At 68.6% G+C, this 16,169-nt stretch carries 18 protein-coding genes and 1 pseudogene; 8 read left to right on the top strand and 11 right to left on the bottom strand.

Features of this window, described 5'->3' with window-relative positions; translation table 11 throughout:
• Positions 1–3: 3 nt before the first annotated feature.
• A complete protein-coding gene (locus M8859_RS07555) occupies positions 4–1,470 on the bottom strand; it encodes a glycoside hydrolase family 183 protein (protein ID WP_249644046.1) in 1,467 nt (488 codons plus the stop codon).
• Between the two features lie 283 nt (positions 1,471–1,753).
• On the opposite strand from M8859_RS07555, the gene M8859_RS07550 reads away from it, so the two are divergent.
• Both M8859_RS07550 and M8859_RS37225 read left to right on the top strand, forming a co-directional pair.
• On the top strand, positions 1,754–2,104 hold the full coding sequence (locus M8859_RS07550) for an excalibur calcium-binding domain-containing protein (RefSeq protein WP_159922004.1): 351 nt from the start codon (positions 1,754–1,756) through the stop codon (positions 2,102–2,104).
• A pseudogene (locus M8859_RS37225) lies at positions 2,105–2,233 on the top strand (excalibur calcium-binding domain-containing protein); the annotation flags it as partial.
• Between the two features lie 39 nt (positions 2,234–2,272).
• On the opposite strand, the gene M8859_RS07540 reads toward M8859_RS37225, so the two are convergent.
• Both M8859_RS07540 and fbaA read right to left on the bottom strand, forming a co-directional pair.
• A complete protein-coding gene (locus tag M8859_RS07540; RefSeq protein ID WP_159922006.1) occupies positions 2,273–3,391 on the bottom strand; it encodes a BTAD domain-containing putative transcriptional regulator in 1,119 nt (372 codons plus the stop codon).
• 31 nt (positions 3,392–3,422) lie between these two features.
• Positions 3,423–4,457, bottom strand: a complete 1,035-nt coding sequence (gene fbaA, locus M8859_RS07535) for a class II fructose-bisphosphate aldolase (protein ID WP_159922008.1) — start codon at positions 4,455–4,457, stop codon at positions 3,423–3,425.
• A 297-nt stretch (positions 4,458–4,754) separates the two neighbouring features.
• Between fbaA and M8859_RS07530 the strand changes: the two genes are divergently transcribed.
• Together M8859_RS07530 and M8859_RS07525 are read left to right on the top strand one after the other, a co-directional pair.
• Positions 4,755–5,411 (top strand): VTT domain-containing protein, encoded by a 657-nt coding sequence (locus M8859_RS07530; RefSeq protein ID WP_159922144.1) that lies wholly within the window; start codon positions 4,755–4,757, stop codon positions 5,409–5,411.
• Between the two features lie 5 nt (positions 5,412–5,416).
• A complete protein-coding gene (locus M8859_RS07525) occupies positions 5,417–6,115 on the top strand; it encodes a DedA family protein (protein WP_159922010.1) in 699 nt (232 codons plus the stop codon).
• Positions 6,116–6,121: 6 nt separating this feature from the next.
• Here M8859_RS07525 and M8859_RS07520 read toward each other — a convergent pair whose 3' ends face one another.
• The 3 genes from M8859_RS07520 to M8859_RS07510 all read right to left on the bottom strand — a co-directional run bounded on the left by M8859_RS07520 (position 6,122) and on the right by M8859_RS07510 (position 8,557).
• Positions 6,122–7,207: a glycoside hydrolase family 76 protein gene (locus tag M8859_RS07520; protein ID WP_195139274.1), complete on the bottom strand. Its 1,086-nt coding sequence runs from the start codon at positions 7,205–7,207 to the stop codon at positions 6,122–6,124.
• 269 nt (positions 7,208–7,476) lie between these two features.
• A complete protein-coding gene (locus M8859_RS07515) occupies positions 7,477–8,160 on the bottom strand; it encodes a TrmH family RNA methyltransferase (protein WP_159922012.1) in 684 nt (227 codons plus the stop codon).
• A 55-nt stretch (positions 8,161–8,215) separates the two neighbouring features.
• The gene (locus M8859_RS07510; protein ID WP_159922014.1) at positions 8,216–8,557 is read right to left on the bottom strand and encodes a DUF4190 domain-containing protein; all 342 of its coding nucleotides are present in this window, start codon (positions 8,555–8,557) and stop codon (positions 8,216–8,218) included.
• A gap of 92 nt (positions 8,558–8,649) precedes the next feature.
• On the opposite strand from M8859_RS07510, the gene M8859_RS07505 reads away from it, so the two are divergent.
• The 4 genes from M8859_RS07505 to M8859_RS07490 all read left to right on the top strand — a co-directional run bounded on the left by M8859_RS07505 (position 8,650) and on the right by M8859_RS07490 (position 11,846).
• The gene (locus tag M8859_RS07505; RefSeq protein ID WP_159922016.1) at positions 8,650–10,020 is read left to right on the top strand and encodes a sensor histidine kinase; all 1,371 of its coding nucleotides are present in this window, start codon (positions 8,650–8,652) and stop codon (positions 10,018–10,020) included.
• The gene (locus M8859_RS07500) at positions 10,017–10,694 is read left to right on the top strand and encodes a LuxR C-terminal-related transcriptional regulator (RefSeq protein ID WP_223519319.1); all 678 of its coding nucleotides are present in this window, start codon (positions 10,017–10,019) and stop codon (positions 10,692–10,694) included. The genes M8859_RS07505 and M8859_RS07500 overlap by 4 nt, the downstream gene beginning before the upstream one ends.
• A gap of 67 nt (positions 10,695–10,761) precedes the next feature.
• Positions 10,762–11,337, top strand: coding sequence for a Uma2 family endonuclease (locus M8859_RS07495; protein WP_159922018.1), 576 nt, complete (start codon positions 10,762–10,764; stop codon positions 11,335–11,337).
• A 62-nt stretch (positions 11,338–11,399) separates the two neighbouring features.
• Positions 11,400–11,846, top strand: a complete 447-nt coding sequence (locus M8859_RS07490; RefSeq protein WP_159922020.1) for a hypothetical protein — start codon at positions 11,400–11,402, stop codon at positions 11,844–11,846.
• Here M8859_RS07490 and M8859_RS07485 read toward each other — a convergent pair.
• From M8859_RS07485 to M8859_RS07465, 5 genes are read right to left on the bottom strand one after another with little or no spacing between them, the layout of a single operon-like run.
• Positions 11,830–12,537, bottom strand: coding sequence for a lysoplasmalogenase family protein (locus M8859_RS07485; RefSeq protein WP_195069688.1), 708 nt, complete (start codon positions 12,535–12,537; stop codon positions 11,830–11,832). The two genes, M8859_RS07490 and M8859_RS07485, sit on opposite strands and share 17 nt — an antisense overlap.
• A 3-nt stretch (positions 12,538–12,540) precedes the next feature.
• The gene (locus M8859_RS07480; RefSeq protein WP_159922024.1) at positions 12,541–13,599 is read right to left on the bottom strand and encodes a beta-ketoacyl-ACP synthase 3; all 1,059 of its coding nucleotides are present in this window, start codon (positions 13,597–13,599) and stop codon (positions 12,541–12,543) included.
• A gap of 52 nt (positions 13,600–13,651) precedes the next feature.
• Positions 13,652–14,200 carry an orotate phosphoribosyltransferase gene (gene pyrE, locus M8859_RS07475; RefSeq protein WP_040870748.1) on the bottom strand — a complete coding sequence of 183 codons (549 nt, stop codon included), beginning with the start codon at positions 14,198–14,200 and terminating at the stop codon, positions 13,652–13,654.
• A 1-nt stretch (position 14,201) separates the two neighbouring features.
• On the bottom strand, positions 14,202–15,011 hold the full coding sequence (locus tag M8859_RS07470; RefSeq protein ID WP_195069689.1) for an SDR family NAD(P)-dependent oxidoreductase: 810 nt from the start codon (positions 15,009–15,011) through the stop codon (positions 14,202–14,204).
• 55 nt (positions 15,012–15,066) lie between these two features.
• Positions 15,067–16,068, bottom strand: a complete 1,002-nt coding sequence (locus M8859_RS07465) for a TtfA family protein (protein WP_308221172.1) — start codon at positions 16,066–16,068, stop codon at positions 15,067–15,069.
• Positions 16,069–16,169: the final 101 nt, after the last annotated feature.

Genomic DNA, 16,169 nt, shown 5'->3' with positions numbered 1-16,169 from the left:
TGATCACTCGGCGAAGACCGAGTGCATCAGGTAGACGTTGTAGTCGTTCCAGGTCGACATGGTGAAGTAGAAGTCCGATCCCGAAGACCAGGGGTGGATGAACCCGCCGTAGAGCTCCGGATAGTTCAGCACGGACACCGTAGGCGTGCTCTGCGACCACACACCCTGCGGTGCGTCCGCCTCACGCACGACGATGGCGGCCTTCGCCGTGTCCAGATAGCTCATCTGCCAGACGTCGCGGGCGGCGTCGTAGCGCACGGAGAGTTCTCCGGCAGGGCCGTCGACGATCGGCGTGGCCGAGGCGAACCCGCCGACCGGCGTCCACACGCCGTCGCGCCAGTACTGGTAGGCGGTGGTGTTGAGGATCTGGTCCTCGGGCACCCGGGCCAGGCCGACCGCGCCGAGCCGGGTATTGGGCGTGCCGAACATGTACACGTAACCGCCCTGCGGAACCATCGCGCTCACTTGGAAATTGGCGAGACCGAAGATGTTGTCCCAGCGTGCGTGCGGATCCTTCGTCCAGGTCTGCCCGTGGTCGTCGGAGTAGGCGATGCCGCCGTAGTTGGTGAAGAACGTGCCGGGGAGGCTGTTCCAGGTCCGAATGGACATGTAACTCAGGTACTGTCGCCCGCCGAGCGCGAAACCCGACGTCGGAATGGTGGTGACCTCGACGTTGTCGAGTTTGCGGCTGGAGAGCACCTCGGCGGCGTGGCAGCGGTCGTCGGTGACCATCCGGTCGAAGCTCACGCCGTCGGCGAGGTCGCGGTCTGTGCTGAAGGCGAGCACGTTGCTGCGCCAATCCAGCCCCATGCCGCCCGGTGGATGGAAGCCGCGCCCGACGGTGTCGCCGAACGCGGCCGCAATCTCGCCCGGCGCGCTCTCCCACATGATGCCGAGGTCGGTGCCGTCCACCTGCCACCGTTTATCGGTGCGGTTCACCGAGTTCGCGCCGGTCAGCTTCGCCACCTCGCGGGCGGGGCCCAAGCGCGGCGCGGGCCGGGCGGGCGACTGCGCCGCGGGTTCGACCGGCGGCCGGATCGGCGCGGGCGGCGCGGGCACCGGGCCGGGATCAGGACCGGGCCCCGGAATCGCGAAGTGGAACGGTTTGGGATTCAACAGGATCTCCGGAATCCCGAGCTGGGCGGCGAGACCGGGCGGCGCGCCGGGCAGATCGGTGAGATCCGGGCAGGGACTGGTGCAGGGGTCCGGGGGAAGCTCCATCCGCGTCCGCTTCGGCACGGTTTCCGGCGCCTGCGCCGGGAGCACGGTGACCACCGGATAGGGGATCGGCACCTCCAGCGTCTTGGGCACCAGCGGCTCGTGGGTCGCCACCGGGTCGGTCGCGCACGGGCCAACTCCGGCTGGGATGTCGGTCGCTTCCGGCGCGGCGGCGGCAGGCCCGTCGGCGTAGACGAGCACTCCCGCGCCGACGACGACCGCACCAACCGCGGCCAGCATTCGCATCGCCATTGCAAACCCCTCGAAATCCATTGCGGACACGAAACTCGCGGACACGAACCAGCGGAACGACCCTACCTCGTTCGAGTTTCGGATACGGCCGACCGACACGCCGAATAAAAAGCATGAGATTGCTTCAATTTGTCCAGCGGGACACGGCGACCCTGCTAGCGTCCACTCCGCGACGACTCCTGTCGGGGAGAGTGGCCGTCCGGAGCACCGCTCCGGGTCATAGTTCGAACCCGTTGCCGCCGAGTGTGTCCGACGCGCCCGGCGCCGACCGAAAACGGATCACATGAAGAACACGCTCCTGCGTACCCTGCTCGGCGTCGGCTCCGCCTGCCTGCTGACCACCGCCGCGCTCACCCTCGGATCGCCCGTAGCGGTGGCGGACCCGCTGACCGATCTGTTGTGCAATTCCGGCTCCGCTCAGTTCTGCCCGCCCCCCGCGGCACCACCGCATACACCTCCACCCCGGTCGGACAATCCACGGCAGCCGAACAACCCGCCGCCACAGGTACCGCCGAGCCCCTCCTACAAGAACTGCACGGAGGTCCGCAACGCGGGCCGAGCTCCCTTGCTGCGCGGACAACCCGGTTATGCCTCGCACCTGGACCGGGACAACGACGGAATCGCCTGCGAGTGAATCGACACCGAGTCCGGTGAGCCATCGCGGAAGACCTACACCGATTGCGACCAGGTCCGTGCGGAAGGGGCCTGGCCGCTCTACCGCGGGGAGCCCGGCTTCAACGCGCATCCGGACCGGGACGGCGACGGAATCGCCTGCAAGCGGCGCGACCAGCGATCGGAGCGACTAGCGCAGCGCCTGGAAGGTCAGGATCGTCGCGCCGATGCGGATCTGATCGCCGTCGGCGAGCAGTGCGCCGCTGTCGATCTGATCGTCGTTGACGAAGACGCCGTTGGCCGAGTGCAGGTCCTTGATGAGCAGGCCCGCGCGGCTCGGCATGATGTGCGCATGGTAGCGGCTGGCTCTCGGATCGTCCAGGACCAGGTCGTTGTCGGTCATCCGGCCGATACGCAGACCGCCCTGGGCGATCGCCACCACTCGTCCGTCCGGCATGCGCAGTTGGCCGCTGCGCACGGCGCGCGGCACCTCGGTGACGGTCTCGGTCATCGCCGCGGCGAGGCGCTCGACCTGACGCAGTTCGACCGTGCTCAGCGGCTCCTGCCGCAGCACGCGCTGCTCCAGGTCGACCAGCGCCGGTCCCGGGTCGATGCCCAGTTCGTCGGCGAGCACCCCGCGTACCTTGCGGCAGGCTTCCAGCGCGTCCGCCTGACGTCCGGACAGATACAGCGCGGTGATCAACTGACCCCACAGCGGTTCGCGCAGCGGGTGCTCGGTGGTCATCGCGACCAACTCGCCGATCACCGAGGACGCCCGCCCGCAAGCGATCTCGGCGTCGATGCGGGCCGAGGCCGCCAGCAGCCGCTCCTCGTCCATGGCGGTGGCGAAACCGTCGGCGAACTGCAGACCGGCCAGATCTGCCAGCGCCCGGCCGCTCCACTCGCGCAGCGCGGTACCGAACAACTGCGCCGCCCCCGCGTGATCGCCCACCGCGGCGGCACGGGCGCCCGCTTCCCGCGCTGCCTCGAAACGACCCAGGTCACAGGCGGTCTCATCGATCTCCAACCGATAGCCCGAGGACTCGGTGCGCAGCACCGTCGCCGGGTCGACGCCGGAATTGCGCAGCGCCTTACGGATGTTCGAGACGAAGACCTGCAAGCTGGCGGCATAGGAGTCGGGCGGTTCCTCGTTCCACACCAGGTCGGCGAGCGCGGCCGACGACACCGCGCGCCGCCGGTTCACCGTGAGCGCGGCGAGCAGAGCTCGCGGTTTGGGCCCGCCGACCGCCACCGGCTCACCACCGACGAGCAGGCGAACGGGCCCGAGCACGCGCACATCCAGACTCATGTGCACCTAGCCCTTGACGGGTGTATCAGGGTCAGGCGCTGATCGAGCGTCCGGCGGAGTGCAGGTCGTTGCACGCCTCGACCACGCGCGCCGCCATCGACGACTCGGCCTTCTTCAGGTAGCTGCGCGGGTCATAGGCCTTCTTGTTGCCCACCTCGCCGTCGATCTTCAGCACACCGTCGTAGTTGGCGAACATGTGCCCGGCGACCGGCCGCGTGAACGCGTACTGGGTGTCGGTGTCGACGTTCATCTTCACCACGCCGAAGCGCAGCGAGTCCTCGATCTCGGACTTCAGCGAGCCGGAACCGCCGTGGAAGACGAAGTCGAACGGCTGCGCGTCGGCGCCGAGGCCCAGCTTGGCCGCCGCGACCCGCTGCCCTTCGGCGAGCACCTCGGGCTTGAGCACGACGTTGCCCGGCTTGTACACCCCGTGCACGTTGCCGAAGGTGGCCGCGAGCAGGTACTTACCGTTCTCGCCCGCGCCTAGCGCGTCGATGGTCTTCTCGAAGTCCTCCGGCGAGGTGTAGAGCTTTTCGTTGATCTCGGCCTCGACACCGTCCTCTTCACCGCCGACGACGCCGATCTCGACCTCGAGAATGATGTTGGCCGCGTGGGTGGCCTTCAGCAGTTCCTTCGCGATCTCGAGGTTCTCGTCGATCGGGATCGCGGAGCCGTCCCACATGTGCGACTGGAACAGCGGGTTCTGTCCGGCGTTGACCCGCTCCTGCGAAATCGCCAGCAGCGGCCGGACGAAGGTGTCCAGCTTGTCCTTCGGGCAGTGATCGGTGTGCAGCGCGATGGTCACGTCATACTTGGCCGCGACCACGTGCGCGAACTCGGCCAGCGCGACCGCGCCGGTGACCATTTCCTTCACACCCTGGCCGGAACCGAACTCCGCGCCGCCGGTGGAGAACTGGATGATCCCGTCACTGCCCGCGTCCGCGAAACCCTTGATGGCCGCGTTGATCGTCTCCGACGACGTGCAGTTGATGGCCGGGAAGGCGAAGGAGTTGGCTTTGGCCCGACCGAGCATCTCGGCGTAGACCTCCGGAGTCGCGATGGGCACAGTAAGACCTCCGTGTTGTGCGGCAAAGACCTATTTTGTCAGCCTTCACCCTAAGGCAGCAGTGTTTCGCCTGGTATGCAGGGAGGGAGTGCGCAGATGACCCACGGGTAATTTCGCGCACAGCATGAGCATTCTCAGGTGGAGCCGGTACTGTGGTGCCGGTAATTTGCGCTGGCAGCTTCCGACGCGGTGGCAAGCGATGCAAGCCAGCCGTATCGGACAGGAGGCCACGTGATTCTGCAGGCAGCGACAGAATCGGTGACGAGCAACCTCGCGCTTACCGAGTTGCTCGACCCGATGCACCTGCTCACGGAGACGTGGCTGAAGAACGCGGTGCTCCCGGCCATCCTGGTCATCGTCTTCATCGAGACCGGCCTGCTGTTCCCGATCCTGCCCGGCGATTCGCTGCTGTTCACCGGCGGCCTGCTCGCCGCGCAGCCGAGTCCGCCGGTGTCGATCTGGGTGCTGGTGCCCGCCACCGTGGTGGTCGCCTTCGCGGGTGACCAATGCGCGTATTGGATCGGCCGGGCGATCGGTCCCGCGCTGTTCCACAAGGAGGACACCCGGTTCTTCAAGAAGCACTACGTGACCGAGACGCACGAGTTCTTCGAGAAACATGGACCGAAGACGATCATCCTGGCCCGGTTCGTGCCGATCGTGCGCACCTTCATGCCGGTGCTGGCCGGTGTGTCCAAGATGGACTACCGCAAGTACGTCGCGTTCGACATCGTCGGCGCGCTGCTGTGGGGCGGCGGTGTCACGATTCTCGGCTACTTCCTGGGCAACGTCGCGTTCATCCGGGACAACATCGAGGCGATCTTCCTGCTCATCGTGTTCGTCTCGATCCTGCCCGGCATCACCGCGGTGGCGAAGAAGCTGCTCAACCGCAGCGCGCCCGCGACCGAACCGGTCGAGGCCGAGCTGACCGCTTCGACCAGCGAGCCCACCCACTGAAGCCGGTGACGACCGAATCGTCGCCCCTAGCCGTGGGCAGTTTCGATCCCCTGTTGTCGGCGGGCCCCGCGCTCGTCTGGACAGTGGTGTTGACCTTCGTCTTCCTCGAGTGCGCCGTGATCCTCGGGCTGTTTCTGCCCGGTGACTCGATGCTCATCACCGCGGGCATCGTGATGGCCTCACATGCCTCGGGTGAGGCGCACGTCTGGGCGCTGTCGCTGGGCGCGATGGTCGCGGCCATCGCGGGCAACCAGGTGGGCTACGTGATCGGGCACCGGACCGGACAACATCTGGTCGCCCGCAAGGACGGCAGATACATCAACGTCCGCAACCTGCAGCGTGTCGCCGAGTTGCTGCACCGGCACGGATTCGTCGCGGTATTGATCGCCCGGTGGATTCCGTGGGTGCGCACCCTGTGCCCCTCGGTCGCGGGCGCGGCCCGCATGGACCACCGCAAGTTCACCGTGGCCAGCACCATCGGAGCGATCGTCTGGGCGCCGGTGCTGTTGCTCATCGGCTACTACGCGGGCAGCTTCTTGCAGCGTGTGCCGTGGTTGATGCCGATCGTGATCGGCACGCTGGTGGTGGGCCTGATCATCGGAACGGCGCTCGGCGTGCGGCACTACCGGCAGGAGATGTCGCAGCCGGCCGAGGACTTCACGCTCGAGACCACACCGAGCGTGGTGCTGGAGTCGGAGAGCTGAATCCGGTCACAGACCCGCGGCGCTGACCTGGTAGGCCGCCTCCATGAGCAGCCAGCCGGACAACTGCACGGACAGATCGCGTCCCGGTACTTTCGACGAGGTCACCGAACCGCCGGAGGTGAAGTGGCCCGCTCCGGCGCTGCCGCCGGGCAGTTGCGCAGGCTTGCTCCAATCGTGCCCGAACAGCGGCTCGCCCTCGACCTGGAGCCGGTTGGCCCAAGCCGCCTCGGCGGACGCCTGCACGATCGCGGCGGCCCGACGGCGGTCGGCGACCCGTTCCCGATCCTCACCCGGCAGCATCACGGCGACCAGCGCCAGGTAGCGGACCAGGATGCCGTTGAACAGTCCGCCGTCGCCGCCCCCGCCGCCGTTCACGACCCCCTCGGTGGTCATGTGTTCCTCGACGGCCGCGAGCAGCCGGTGCACGCGTTCGATGTGCTCGGGCTCGCCGGTCTGCACGGCCAGCTCGGTCTCCAGGCCGAGCGCCACGCCTTGGCAGTAACTGAACACCGGACGCTCGATCTCACCGGAGGGCAGGTGGATGCCGTCCAGGATCAAACCGGTCTCCGGATCGCGCAGCGTGGCATGCAACCAGTCGGCCATCTCCTGGGCGCGCTGGATCCGCCCGAGGCGTAACAGCGCGATCGCGGCGGGACCGTTCGCGGGCGCGTTGAAGTAGTCCGAGCCCAGGCGCCACGGCAGACCGCCGCCGATCTGCGGGCGCCACCCGTCGTGCAACTGCTTCTCCAGCGCGGCCAGCGCACTGCGCACGTCGGCGCCCTGAGTGCGCTCGGCACGTTCCAGCGCGATGGCCAGCCAGGCCATGTCGTCGTAGTACCGGTTGGTCCAGCCGGTCAGGTTGCGGATACGGTGCGAGCGCGCCAGCGCGGCGATTCGCCTGCGGCGCAGCGGTGTCGGCGTCCGGTTCGCGGCGTCGACCGCGCACTCGAGCAGATGCGCCTGCCACCAGTAGTGCCACGAACCGAAGACCCGCTCGCGCTTGGTGGCAGGCCAGCCGACCACGCCGAGCTCGGTCCCCGGCAGCGCCCACAGCGCGCGGAGGTGGCGTGAGACGACGGCCGATTCGGCCATGTCCGCCCGTTCGGACCACAGCGTCGCGGGCGCCCCGGCATCCCGGCCCGCCTGCGCCCGGCCGGCCGGCGGACGCGGTGCCGAGGAGCGCTTTTCGGCGTGCTCCGCGCGCGGCACCTCGATATCGTCGCTCCGCGAGGTCATGTGTCAATGGTGCCAGGCCAGAACGGATTTACGCGCCCGATTTGTTACGAAAGCGATGTTAAATCGTGCCGGTTCGCACCGTCACCGGAAGATCTCCTGTTCACGAGGCCGAGCGCGCGACACGATCATGACCACGCCGTGGACAGATCGGCGTGTTGCCGGATCCACGCGTGCATCGCGATCCCCGCGGCCACGCCCGCGTTGATGCTGCGGGTGGAACCGAACTGCGCGATCGACACCGTCATCACGGCCGCCTGCTTGGCGTGATCGGTGACACCGGGGCCTTCCTGGCCGAACAGCAGCAGGCACGCGCGCGGCAGCGTGACCGTCTCCAACGGGACCGAGCCCGGCACGTTGTCCACGGCGACCACCGTCAGCCCGGCGCGTTCGCTGAACGCCAGCAGCTCCCCGATGTCGGCATGGTGGCGGATGTGCTGGTAGCGGTCGGTCACCATGGCGCCGCGGCGGTTCCAGCGCCGTCGGCCGACGATGTGCACCGCCGCGGCGGCGAAGGCGTTCGCCGTGCGGACCACCGTGCCGATGTTCGCGTCGTGCCCGAAATTCTCGATCGCGACGTGGAACGGATGCCTGCGCCGATCGATGTCGGCGACGATGGCCTCGCGGCTCCAGTACCGGTAGGCGTCGACCACGTTGCGGCGGTCGCCGCCCGCCAGCAGTTCGGGGTCCAGACGCGGATCGTCCGGTGGCGGCTCGACGTGCTCGCTCGCCCACGGGCCGACGCCGTTGGGATGCTCACCCCACTCCGTCGGCCCGGGGAGGTCCTGCTCGGCCGTGTCCGGGTGACTCACCCCGACGATGCTAATTCCGGCCACCGCGCCGACGCGGGGTGGCCCTGTGCCCGGCTCAGTAGCTGGACGACGAGCTTCCCGCGAACGCGCCGACCAGGCCGAGTATCACGAACAACACGACGAACACCAGGCTCAGGCACAGCAGCGCGGTGGCGATGATCCCGCAGATGTAACCTGCGTTGACGTTCCCCCGGCCACCGATGGCCCCGCCGGACGTGTCGATCTCGTTCAGCGCCCGCTTGCCCATCACCCAGGCGAAAGGCCCCATGATCTGGCACAGCACGAGACTGAGGATGCCCAGGATCAAGATCGTGGTGGCCTGCGGGTGGTCCGGCGGAGGTCCGTAGGCACCGTAGGCTGGATAGCCGTACGGTGGCTGCTGCGGCGGATAGCTCATCAGCAGGATGGTAGTGGGTGTGGCCGACTACACCACATATTCGGCGGACAGCTCTATCGAACCCCCGAACCGCCGCGACAACCATGGAATCCATGACCGAGACACACGCCGAACCGACCCTCGCGCTCGACCCGCCGCCTGCTGCGCCGGAACCGGAAGAGCACGTGCTGCGCGCGGTGCTGCTCGCGCCGGTGCGCGCCCGGTTCTGGAAGGAACTCGTCTACGTACTCACCGTTTTCCTGCTCGGCTGCGTGGCGGTCGTCTATCTGTTCTTCGGGTTCGGCGGCGGACTGTATCTCGCGATCACCATCATCGGCCTGCCGGTGCTGGCACTGGTGCTGCTCGGTGGGCGGGTGTGGGGCCGCGTCTACCGCGCGCTGGCCGAGGACCTCCTCGGCGTCGCCGTCGCGCCGCCTCCGCCGTTCGCGCCCGCACCAGGCCCGATCGGATTCCTGAAGGCCGCTTTCACCGATCGGGCGAGCTGGCGTGTGGTGCTGTTCCTGCTCGCCCAGGCCGTGCTCGGCGTGGGCGTCGGGTACCTGGTGCTCGTCGTGGTCGCGATGACCATGTTCATCGCGCTGTCCCCGATTCCGTGGGCATTGGTCCACCCGACCAACGTCGACGAGCACGGCGTCGAGCACCAGTCGATGGTCCAGTTCGGCGATTTCTACATCGACAGCTTGCCGAAGGTGCTCGTCTTCGCGCTGATCGGCCTGCTCGGCTGCCTGGCGCTGCCCTGGCTGCTGCGCGGCGTCTGCTGGGTGCACCGGCTGCTGACCATCGCCCTGCTCAGTGCGACGGCGCGTGACCGCCGGGTGACCGAGTTGCAGGAAAGCAGGCGGACCGCGGTCGAGGACGCCGCGGCGACGCTGCGCAGACTGGAACGCGACCTGCACGACGGCACCCAGGCCCGGCTGGTCACCATCGCGATGGCGCTGGGCCGGGCCGAGGATCGGCTCGCGGCGGGCGGGGATCCCAGCGACCTGATCGCGGACGCGCACGCGGGCTCCAAGGAGGCGCTGGCCGAGCTGCGCGAGCTGGTGCGCGGAATCCACCCGCCCGCTTTGGAACTCGGTCTCGAGCCGGCCCTCGAGACGCTGACGGCGCGCTGCTCGGTGCCGGTGGAGCTGCGGGTGCACCTGCCCGAACGACCGACTCCGGCCATCGAGGCGATCGCCTACTTCTCGGTGGCCGAGCTGCTGACCAACGTGGTGCGGCACGCGCGGGCCACCAGCGCGTGGGTCTCCGTGCTGCCGAGTGACGGGCGAACCATCGCGGTCACGGTCCGCGACAACGGGATCGGCGGCGTGGCGCCCCCCGCGGACGGTGCGTTCGGCGTGGGCAGCGGGTTGTCCGGTCTCGCGGCGCGGGCCCGGACCGTGGACGGGACGCTGAGCGTGCAGAGCCCGGCAGGCGGACCGACCGTGGTGACCATCCTGCTCCCGCTGGCGGGGTCGCGATGAGCCGGCGGCGGGACGCGGCCACGAGCGAGGGACTGCGCATCGTGATCGCCGAGGACAGCGCCATCCTGCGGGACGGGCTGGCCGGGCTGCTCACCGAGCGCGGCCACGAGGTGGTCGCCATGGTCGGTGACGCGACCACCCTCGCCGACGTGGTCGGCGCGCACGATCCCGACGTCGCCGTGGTGGACGTGCGAATGCCCCCGAGCTACACCGACGAAGGGCTGCTCGCGGCCATCGAGCTGCGCCGCAAATACCCGATGACCGGCGTGCTGGTGTTCTCCCAGTGGGTCGAGACCCGCTATGCCACCGAACTTCTCGCCTGTGGCGCCAGCGGCGTCGGCTACCTGCTCAAGGATCGGGTCGCCGATGTCAGGGACTTCGTGGACGCGCTCTACCGCGTCGCCACCGGCGGCACCGCGCTCGATCCGGAGGTGGTGAGTCAATTGATGGGCGCCTCGCGTCAGCAGGATTCACTGGCCCGCCTCACCCCACGTGAGCGCGAGGTGCTCGAGCTGATGGCGCAGGGCCTGTCCAACAGCGCCATCGCCGCCGCCCTCACCGTCACCGAACGCGCGGTGGAAAAACACATCGGCAACATCTTCATCAAGCTCGATCTGCCGCCCTCCGACACCCACCACCGCCGTGTACTGGCGGTATTGCGACTCAAAGGGTGATTTGTCGGCCGCCTCGCCCACACTATGTGCCACACTCCCCAGCGAATCGACAGCATGGGAGGGCATCGTGAGCATCGGTTCCTACTGGCCTGATCACCTTCTGACGCTCGCGGAATGGGAGGCGCTACCCGAGGACAACAGCCGTTGCTACGAACTGGTGGAGGGTGTTCTGCTCGCCTCGCCGCGCCCGGCATCGCGACACCAGTGGGCGACCTTGCGACTCGCCGCACAGATCGAGCCGCAACTGCCCGCCGACTACAGCGCCCTCGTGCAGTCGGAAGTGGTGGTCTTCGATGGCCGACTGCCGACTGTCCGTGTCCCTGACGTGCTGGCGGGGCCGAGTGAGGACCTCGCCGCGAACCTCCCGCGCTGGAACGCCACCGACATCCTGCTCGCGGTCGAGATTCTCGCCGACGGCACGCGCCGCACCGATCGACTGACCAAATGGTTCGAGTACGCCGACGCCGGTATCGAGCACTACTGGCTGCTCGACCTGGAGCCGGTCCGCTTGACGGCATACCGGTTGATCGGCGGCGGCTACGAGCTGGTCGCCGAATGCTCCGGCTCCGTGACAACGGAGCTGGCGGGAAGTCCGATCACGATCGACCTCACCGGCCTGACCAGCCGTCGAGCGCGCGGATAGCCGCTCCCCGCCGACTGTGCCGGGCCTATCCTGGAGGTCTGGCACTCGGGGTGGAGGCTGGCATGGAACACGAGCGGATATTGCGCACGGTGCTCGGGGTCACCGCCGGGTATCTGGTTCTGCTCGCGTTGTGGCTGGGGTGGGTGGTGCACCGGACGCCGCCGGGGACGGTGCCGTATCAAATCGTGGCGCTGGTCGGGTTGTTCGGCTCCTGTGTCGGCGTCGGGATGCTTCTGGCGGCTCGTCCGTCCAAGGCGGATCGCCAACTGTGGCGACACGGCTTGGAGGGTTGGGCGACGGTGGAGGGCGTGCACCCGCTGGAGCGCACCGACCATCACACCGAGCTCACCGAACTGGATCTGGAACTGACCGTGCCCGGTTCGCAAAGTTACCGGGGCACCGTCGTTTTCGACGTCACACCGGCCGACAAACCCCGCCTCGCGGTCGGCGAGATCCTTTCGATCCGCGTGGACCCGGCGAACCGGGATCGCATCATTCTGGTGCTGTGACCACCGGCTCGAGGTGGGCTTTCGGGTCGGCGAGCAGATACTGCGCGGCCGCGTAGGTAGCCAGGATCACGCCTTCGGTCACCCGGCGGGCGCGCTCACCGCGCGCGAACAATCGCCGCAGCACGATGAGACCGTCGGAGACGGTGAACAGCAGCGCGCCGAGTCCGAGGCGGCTGCGCGGATCGGCGCCGGGGATGTTCAAGCCCGCCATGTTTTTCGTGGCGGGCGCCAGCGCCGGGTCGGAGGCCAGCACGGCCGCGGCGCCCAGGGTGACGCCGTATGCCGTCAGCGGTGCGGCTACCGAGGGCGCTTTGCTCCGCAGCAACCCTGCCGCACCCAGCCAGGCGACCACCCGCGGTATCGCTGCCCCGACAGTGGGCCTGCCGCCCATCCGCCACCACAGCGTCGCGTACCCGGCCTGCATCACCGCGAACGACGAAGCCCCGGCGATCAGCCTGTGGTCGTCGTCCGGGTCGATGAGCAATATGTCGCCGACGGTCGCCGCACCCAGCGACCCGATCAGCACCCTACGCTCAGTGGACGGCAGCTGCTTGCCCTCGGTCGCCACGTCGGCCGCGAGCAGTGGCATGAGCAGCGGTTTCGCGATCCACTGCGCCTTCTCCCGTCCGGTGACCGCGCCGTAGACGGTGACCGCCGCCGCCGCGAGATACCCGGCTCGGAACAGGCGCATCGGCTAGAAACTCGGCTCGGTCGGGGCGGGGGGCAGCGTGACGACCTGGCCCGCGTAGCTCAGACCCGCGCCGAAGCCCAGCAGCAGCGCCGTCTGCCCGCCCTTCGCCTTACCGGTGACCAGCATCTCCTCGATGGCGAGGGGGATGGAGGCAGCCGAAGTGTTGCCGGTGTTCTCGATGTCGTTGGCCATCGGGATCTCGTCGGCCAGCCCGAGGTTCTTCTTCATCAGCTCGTTGATCCGGGCGTTGGCCTGATGCGGGACGAAGACCTCGATGTCCTCCTTGGCCACGCCGGACACCTCGAGCGCGGTGGACAGCGCACGCGGAAGGGTGACCGCGGCCCAGCGGAAGACGCGCGGGCCTTCCATTCGCAGCGACATCCGGCCGACCGGATCGATGGCCGGGTCGAGACCCTGCATGGACTGGGCGCGGTGCATGTATTCCAGGAAGTCGATGTCCTGCATGATCGCCGCGGCGTTCTCGCCGTCGCTGCCCCACACGGTGGGCGAGATGCCGTTTTCTTCGCTCGGTCCGACCACCACCGCGCCCGCGCCGTCACCGAAGATCATCGCGGTGCCCCGGTCGGTGGGGTCGAGTCCGACGGTCATCGTCTCGGCGCCGATGAGCAGGACGTACTCGACGGAGCCGGAGCGGATCATGTCGGCGGCCACGCCGAGGCCGTATCCGAAGCCGCCGCAGCCGGAGGTCAGGTCGAAGGCCGGGACCCCGTTCATCCCGATGTCGTAGGCAACCTGGGGCGCGCCGTGCGGGGTGAGGGTCAGCCAACTGGACGTGGCCAGGATCAGCGCGCCGATCTTCGACCGGTCGATGCCGCTGTTGACGATCGCGCGCTCGCCCGCCGCCGCGGCGATCGAGCGGAGCGTCTCCTCACCGCTGATCCAGCGCCGGTTGCGGACACCGGTGCGCTCGTAGATCCATTCGTCGGTGGAATCCAGGACCTCGCACACCTCGGCGTTGCTGACCAAGCGCTTGGGTCGGTAAGCGCCGATTCCGAGCATCGCAACGTTCTCGCGACTTCTGTTGACTGCAATGCTCACCACTGGAGACTCACACGACCCTTCGCCTTTTTCGAAGACTTGACCATCGTCCAGGTTATCCCAGGGCGAGATCCTTCAAGCCGAGGATCGACCGGTACTCCAGCCCTTCCGCGGCGATCACCTGGTCGGCGCCGGTCTCCCGGTCGACGACGGTGGCGACGCCGACCACGGTAGCGCCTGCCGCGCGCAGCGCACGCACCGCGGTCAGGGGTGAGTTTCCGGTCGTGGTGGTGTCCTCGACGACCAGCACCCGCTTGCCCACGATGTCCGGGCCTTCGATCTGGCGCTGCATGCCGTGCGACTTCGCCGCCTTGCGCACCACGAAGGCATCGATCGGGCGGCCGGGCGCGTGCATGACGGCCAGCGCCACCGGGTCGGCCCCCATGGTCAGGCCGCCGACGGCGTCGAAGTCCCAGTCCGCGACGAGCTCGCGCAGCAACTTGCCGATCAGCGGGCCCGCGCCGTGGTGCAGGGTCGCGCGACGCAGGTCGACGTAGTAGTCGGCCTCCTTGCCCGAGGACAGGGTCACCCGGCCGTGGACCACGGCGAGCTCGCGTACCAGCGCGGCCAACCTATCCCTGTCGTTGGTAATCACGTCGATCATGTCAAGTCCTTCCGCGTGCGTTGAACAGCCCGCGATTGAGCCGGGCCCCCAGGGTTCGCGGGATCATTCCGGCGACGGTAGTGAGCGCTTTGTACTGCATACCGGGCACGCTGAGCACCCGGCCCTTCTCCAGATCACGCAGTGAGCCGGCGACTACCTGGTCGACGCTCAGCCACAACGCTTTCGGCAGCGAGGACATCTCGATGCCTGCTCGCCGATGAAATTCCGTGCGGACGAATCCCGGGCACAGGGCTTGGACCCGGACTCCGGTTCCGGCCAATCCCCCTGCCAACCCTTCGGTGAAGGATACGACGTAGGCCTTGGACGCCGAATACGTCGACCCTCGTCCGGGGATCAGGCCCGCGACGCTGGCCACGTTCACGACGCAACCGTTCGCCGCCGCGATCATCGACGGCAGCGCGGCCCTGGTGAGCCGCACCACCGACGTGACGTTGACGTCGAGTTGCGCCTGCAACTGCTCGGGCGGCAACGTCCAGAACTCCCCCGAGTGCGCGAAACCCGCGTTGTTGACCAGGAATTCGACGCCCTCGGACAGCCGTGCCGCGACCTGCTCCCGATCCTCGGGCCGGGCCAGGTCGGCGACGAGTATCTGCGAGCGGGTGCCGAAGCGCAGTTCCATGTCGGTCGCGAGGGCCGCGAGCCGCCGCTCGTCCCGGGCGACCAGCACCAGGTCGTAGCCGAGCGAGGCCAGGCGCGTCGCGTAACCGTGGCCGATGCCCGAGGTCGGCCCGGTGATCAAGGCCACCGGACGGGTGGCGCCGGGCAGCCTGGGATGTGGGTGCTCGGTCATGACCGCGCGATCGTTCGCAGTCGCGCGGGCCCGACTGCGGTGGGCGCGCGGCCGGTCACTTCGGCACGGGTCCCTGGTAGGGGCGGAATCCGGGATGGAACGGTCCGCCGGGCGGGTCCGAGGGCCGCTGCCGCGACTCCGCGTCGGACCGGCCCTCGGCGGCGGCGCGCTCGTCGCGCTCCCCGCGTGCCCGAGTCTTCTCGTCCTGGCGCGCGCGGGCACGGGCGTTCGGCACCACGGCGAGCGAGGGGCGACGGGCGGGTTCGGGACCCGGCTCGTCCGCACGGTCGTCCGAGTGGGAGTCGTCGCCGGGACGTTCGTCGTCCACGTCGTCTGCGCGCGACCGGTCCGCGGCGTCGTCGTCGATGTTGCGAGCGTTCTCGCCCCGCTGGCGCTCGCGTGGGCGCGGACGGCCCGGATCGTGCCCGCCGTCGTCGAAGCGCGGCTCGCTGACCGGCGGCAGCACGTGCAGCAGGCCGGACAGGCGCAGCACCGCGTCGATCGCGCTCTCCCAGTCCTTCGGAGTGGTGCCGACCAGCAGCATGCCCAGCGTCCAGTTGCCCTCGCTCCAGAGCATCTGCACGGTGTCGGGCAGCGCCTCGATGAACGCGACCATGCGCTGATCGACGGCGTGCCTGGCGATTTCGGGATTGGTCGCGAAGACCACACGGTCGCCGATGGCGCCGAGCAGTTCCAGATCGTGGTCCTTGGGCGGCGAGGCCGTCTTCAACCGCATGTCCACGTCGATGTCCGAGCCGATCTGGCGGCGGACCGCGACCAGGGTCGCGGAATCCTCCAGGTCGAACAGCACGAACTTCTCGCCCTTGCGGATGCCGGAGACGACGTCGACCGCGGAAAGATAGCCCAGTTTGGCCAGCGCGCCACGCCGCCACGTCGACGGCAGCGCGGGTTCCACGGACACGTAGGTATAGCCCTGCGACTTCGCCCAGACCTGTCGCGCGTGACCGGTCCGCTGCCGCTGGAGCCGATCGAAATACAGCAACACGATCGCGCCCACGAGCGCGACCGCCGCCAACCCGAACCACATTGCCGTCATCGACGCCTAGCCTAATGGTCCCGGCCGGACATGGTCCGTCATTACCCCCGCGCCGGGCCGAGCGAAACCGCGGCGGCGGCTCCCGGGACGAATGGGCGCCG

Source organism: Nocardia sputi (assembly GCF_023501985.1).
Note: the sequence above shows the minus strand (reverse complement) of the source record. Positions and strands in the feature narration are given on the sequence as shown.

What these genes read in the sequence shown, in the direction of transcription:
- M8859_RS07555 (WP_249644046.1), bottom strand. Translation starts at nt 1,470, where the DNA reads ATGGCGATGCGAATGCTGGCCGCGGTTGGTGCGGTCGTCGTCGGCGCG.
- M8859_RS07550 (WP_159922004.1), top strand. Translation starts at nt 1,754, where the DNA reads ATGAAGAACACGCTCCTGCGTACCCTGCTCGGCGTCGGCTCCGCCTGC.
- M8859_RS07540 (WP_159922006.1), bottom strand. Translation starts at nt 3,391, where the DNA reads ATGAGTCTGGATGTGCGCGTGCTCGGGCCCGTTCGCCTGCTCGTCGGT.
- M8859_RS07530 (WP_159922144.1), top strand. Translation starts at nt 4,755, where the DNA reads ATGCACCTGCTCACGGAGACGTGGCTGAAGAACGCGGTGCTCCCGGCC.
- M8859_RS07520 (WP_195139274.1), bottom strand. Translation starts at nt 7,207, where the DNA reads ATGGCCGAATCGGCCGTCGTCTCACGCCACCTCCGCGCGCTGTGGGCG.
- M8859_RS07510 (WP_159922014.1), bottom strand. Translation starts at nt 8,557, where the DNA reads ATGAGCTATCCGCCGCAGCAGCCACCGTACGGCTATCCAGCCTACGGT.
- M8859_RS07505 (WP_159922016.1), top strand. Translation starts at nt 8,650, where the DNA reads ATGACCGAGACACACGCCGAACCGACCCTCGCGCTCGACCCGCCGCCT.
- M8859_RS07500 (WP_223519319.1), top strand. Translation starts at nt 10,017, where the DNA reads ATGAGCCGGCGGCGGGACGCGGCCACGAGCGAGGGACTGCGCATCGTG.
- M8859_RS07490 (WP_159922020.1), top strand. Translation starts at nt 11,400, where the DNA reads ATGGAACACGAGCGGATATTGCGCACGGTGCTCGGGGTCACCGCCGGG.
- M8859_RS07485 (WP_195069688.1), bottom strand. Translation starts at nt 12,537, where the DNA reads ATGCGCCTGTTCCGAGCCGGGTATCTCGCGGCGGCGGCGGTCACCGTC.
- pyrE (WP_040870748.1), bottom strand. Translation starts at nt 14,200, where the DNA reads ATGATCGACGTGATTACCAACGACAGGGATAGGTTGGCCGCGCTGGTA.
- M8859_RS07470 (WP_195069689.1), bottom strand. Translation starts at nt 15,011, where the DNA reads ATGACCGAGCACCCACATCCCAGGCTGCCCGGCGCCACCCGTCCGGTG.
- M8859_RS07465 (WP_308221172.1), bottom strand. Translation starts at nt 16,068, where the DNA reads ATGACGGCAATGTGGTTCGGGTTGGCGGCGGTCGCGCTCGTGGGCGCG.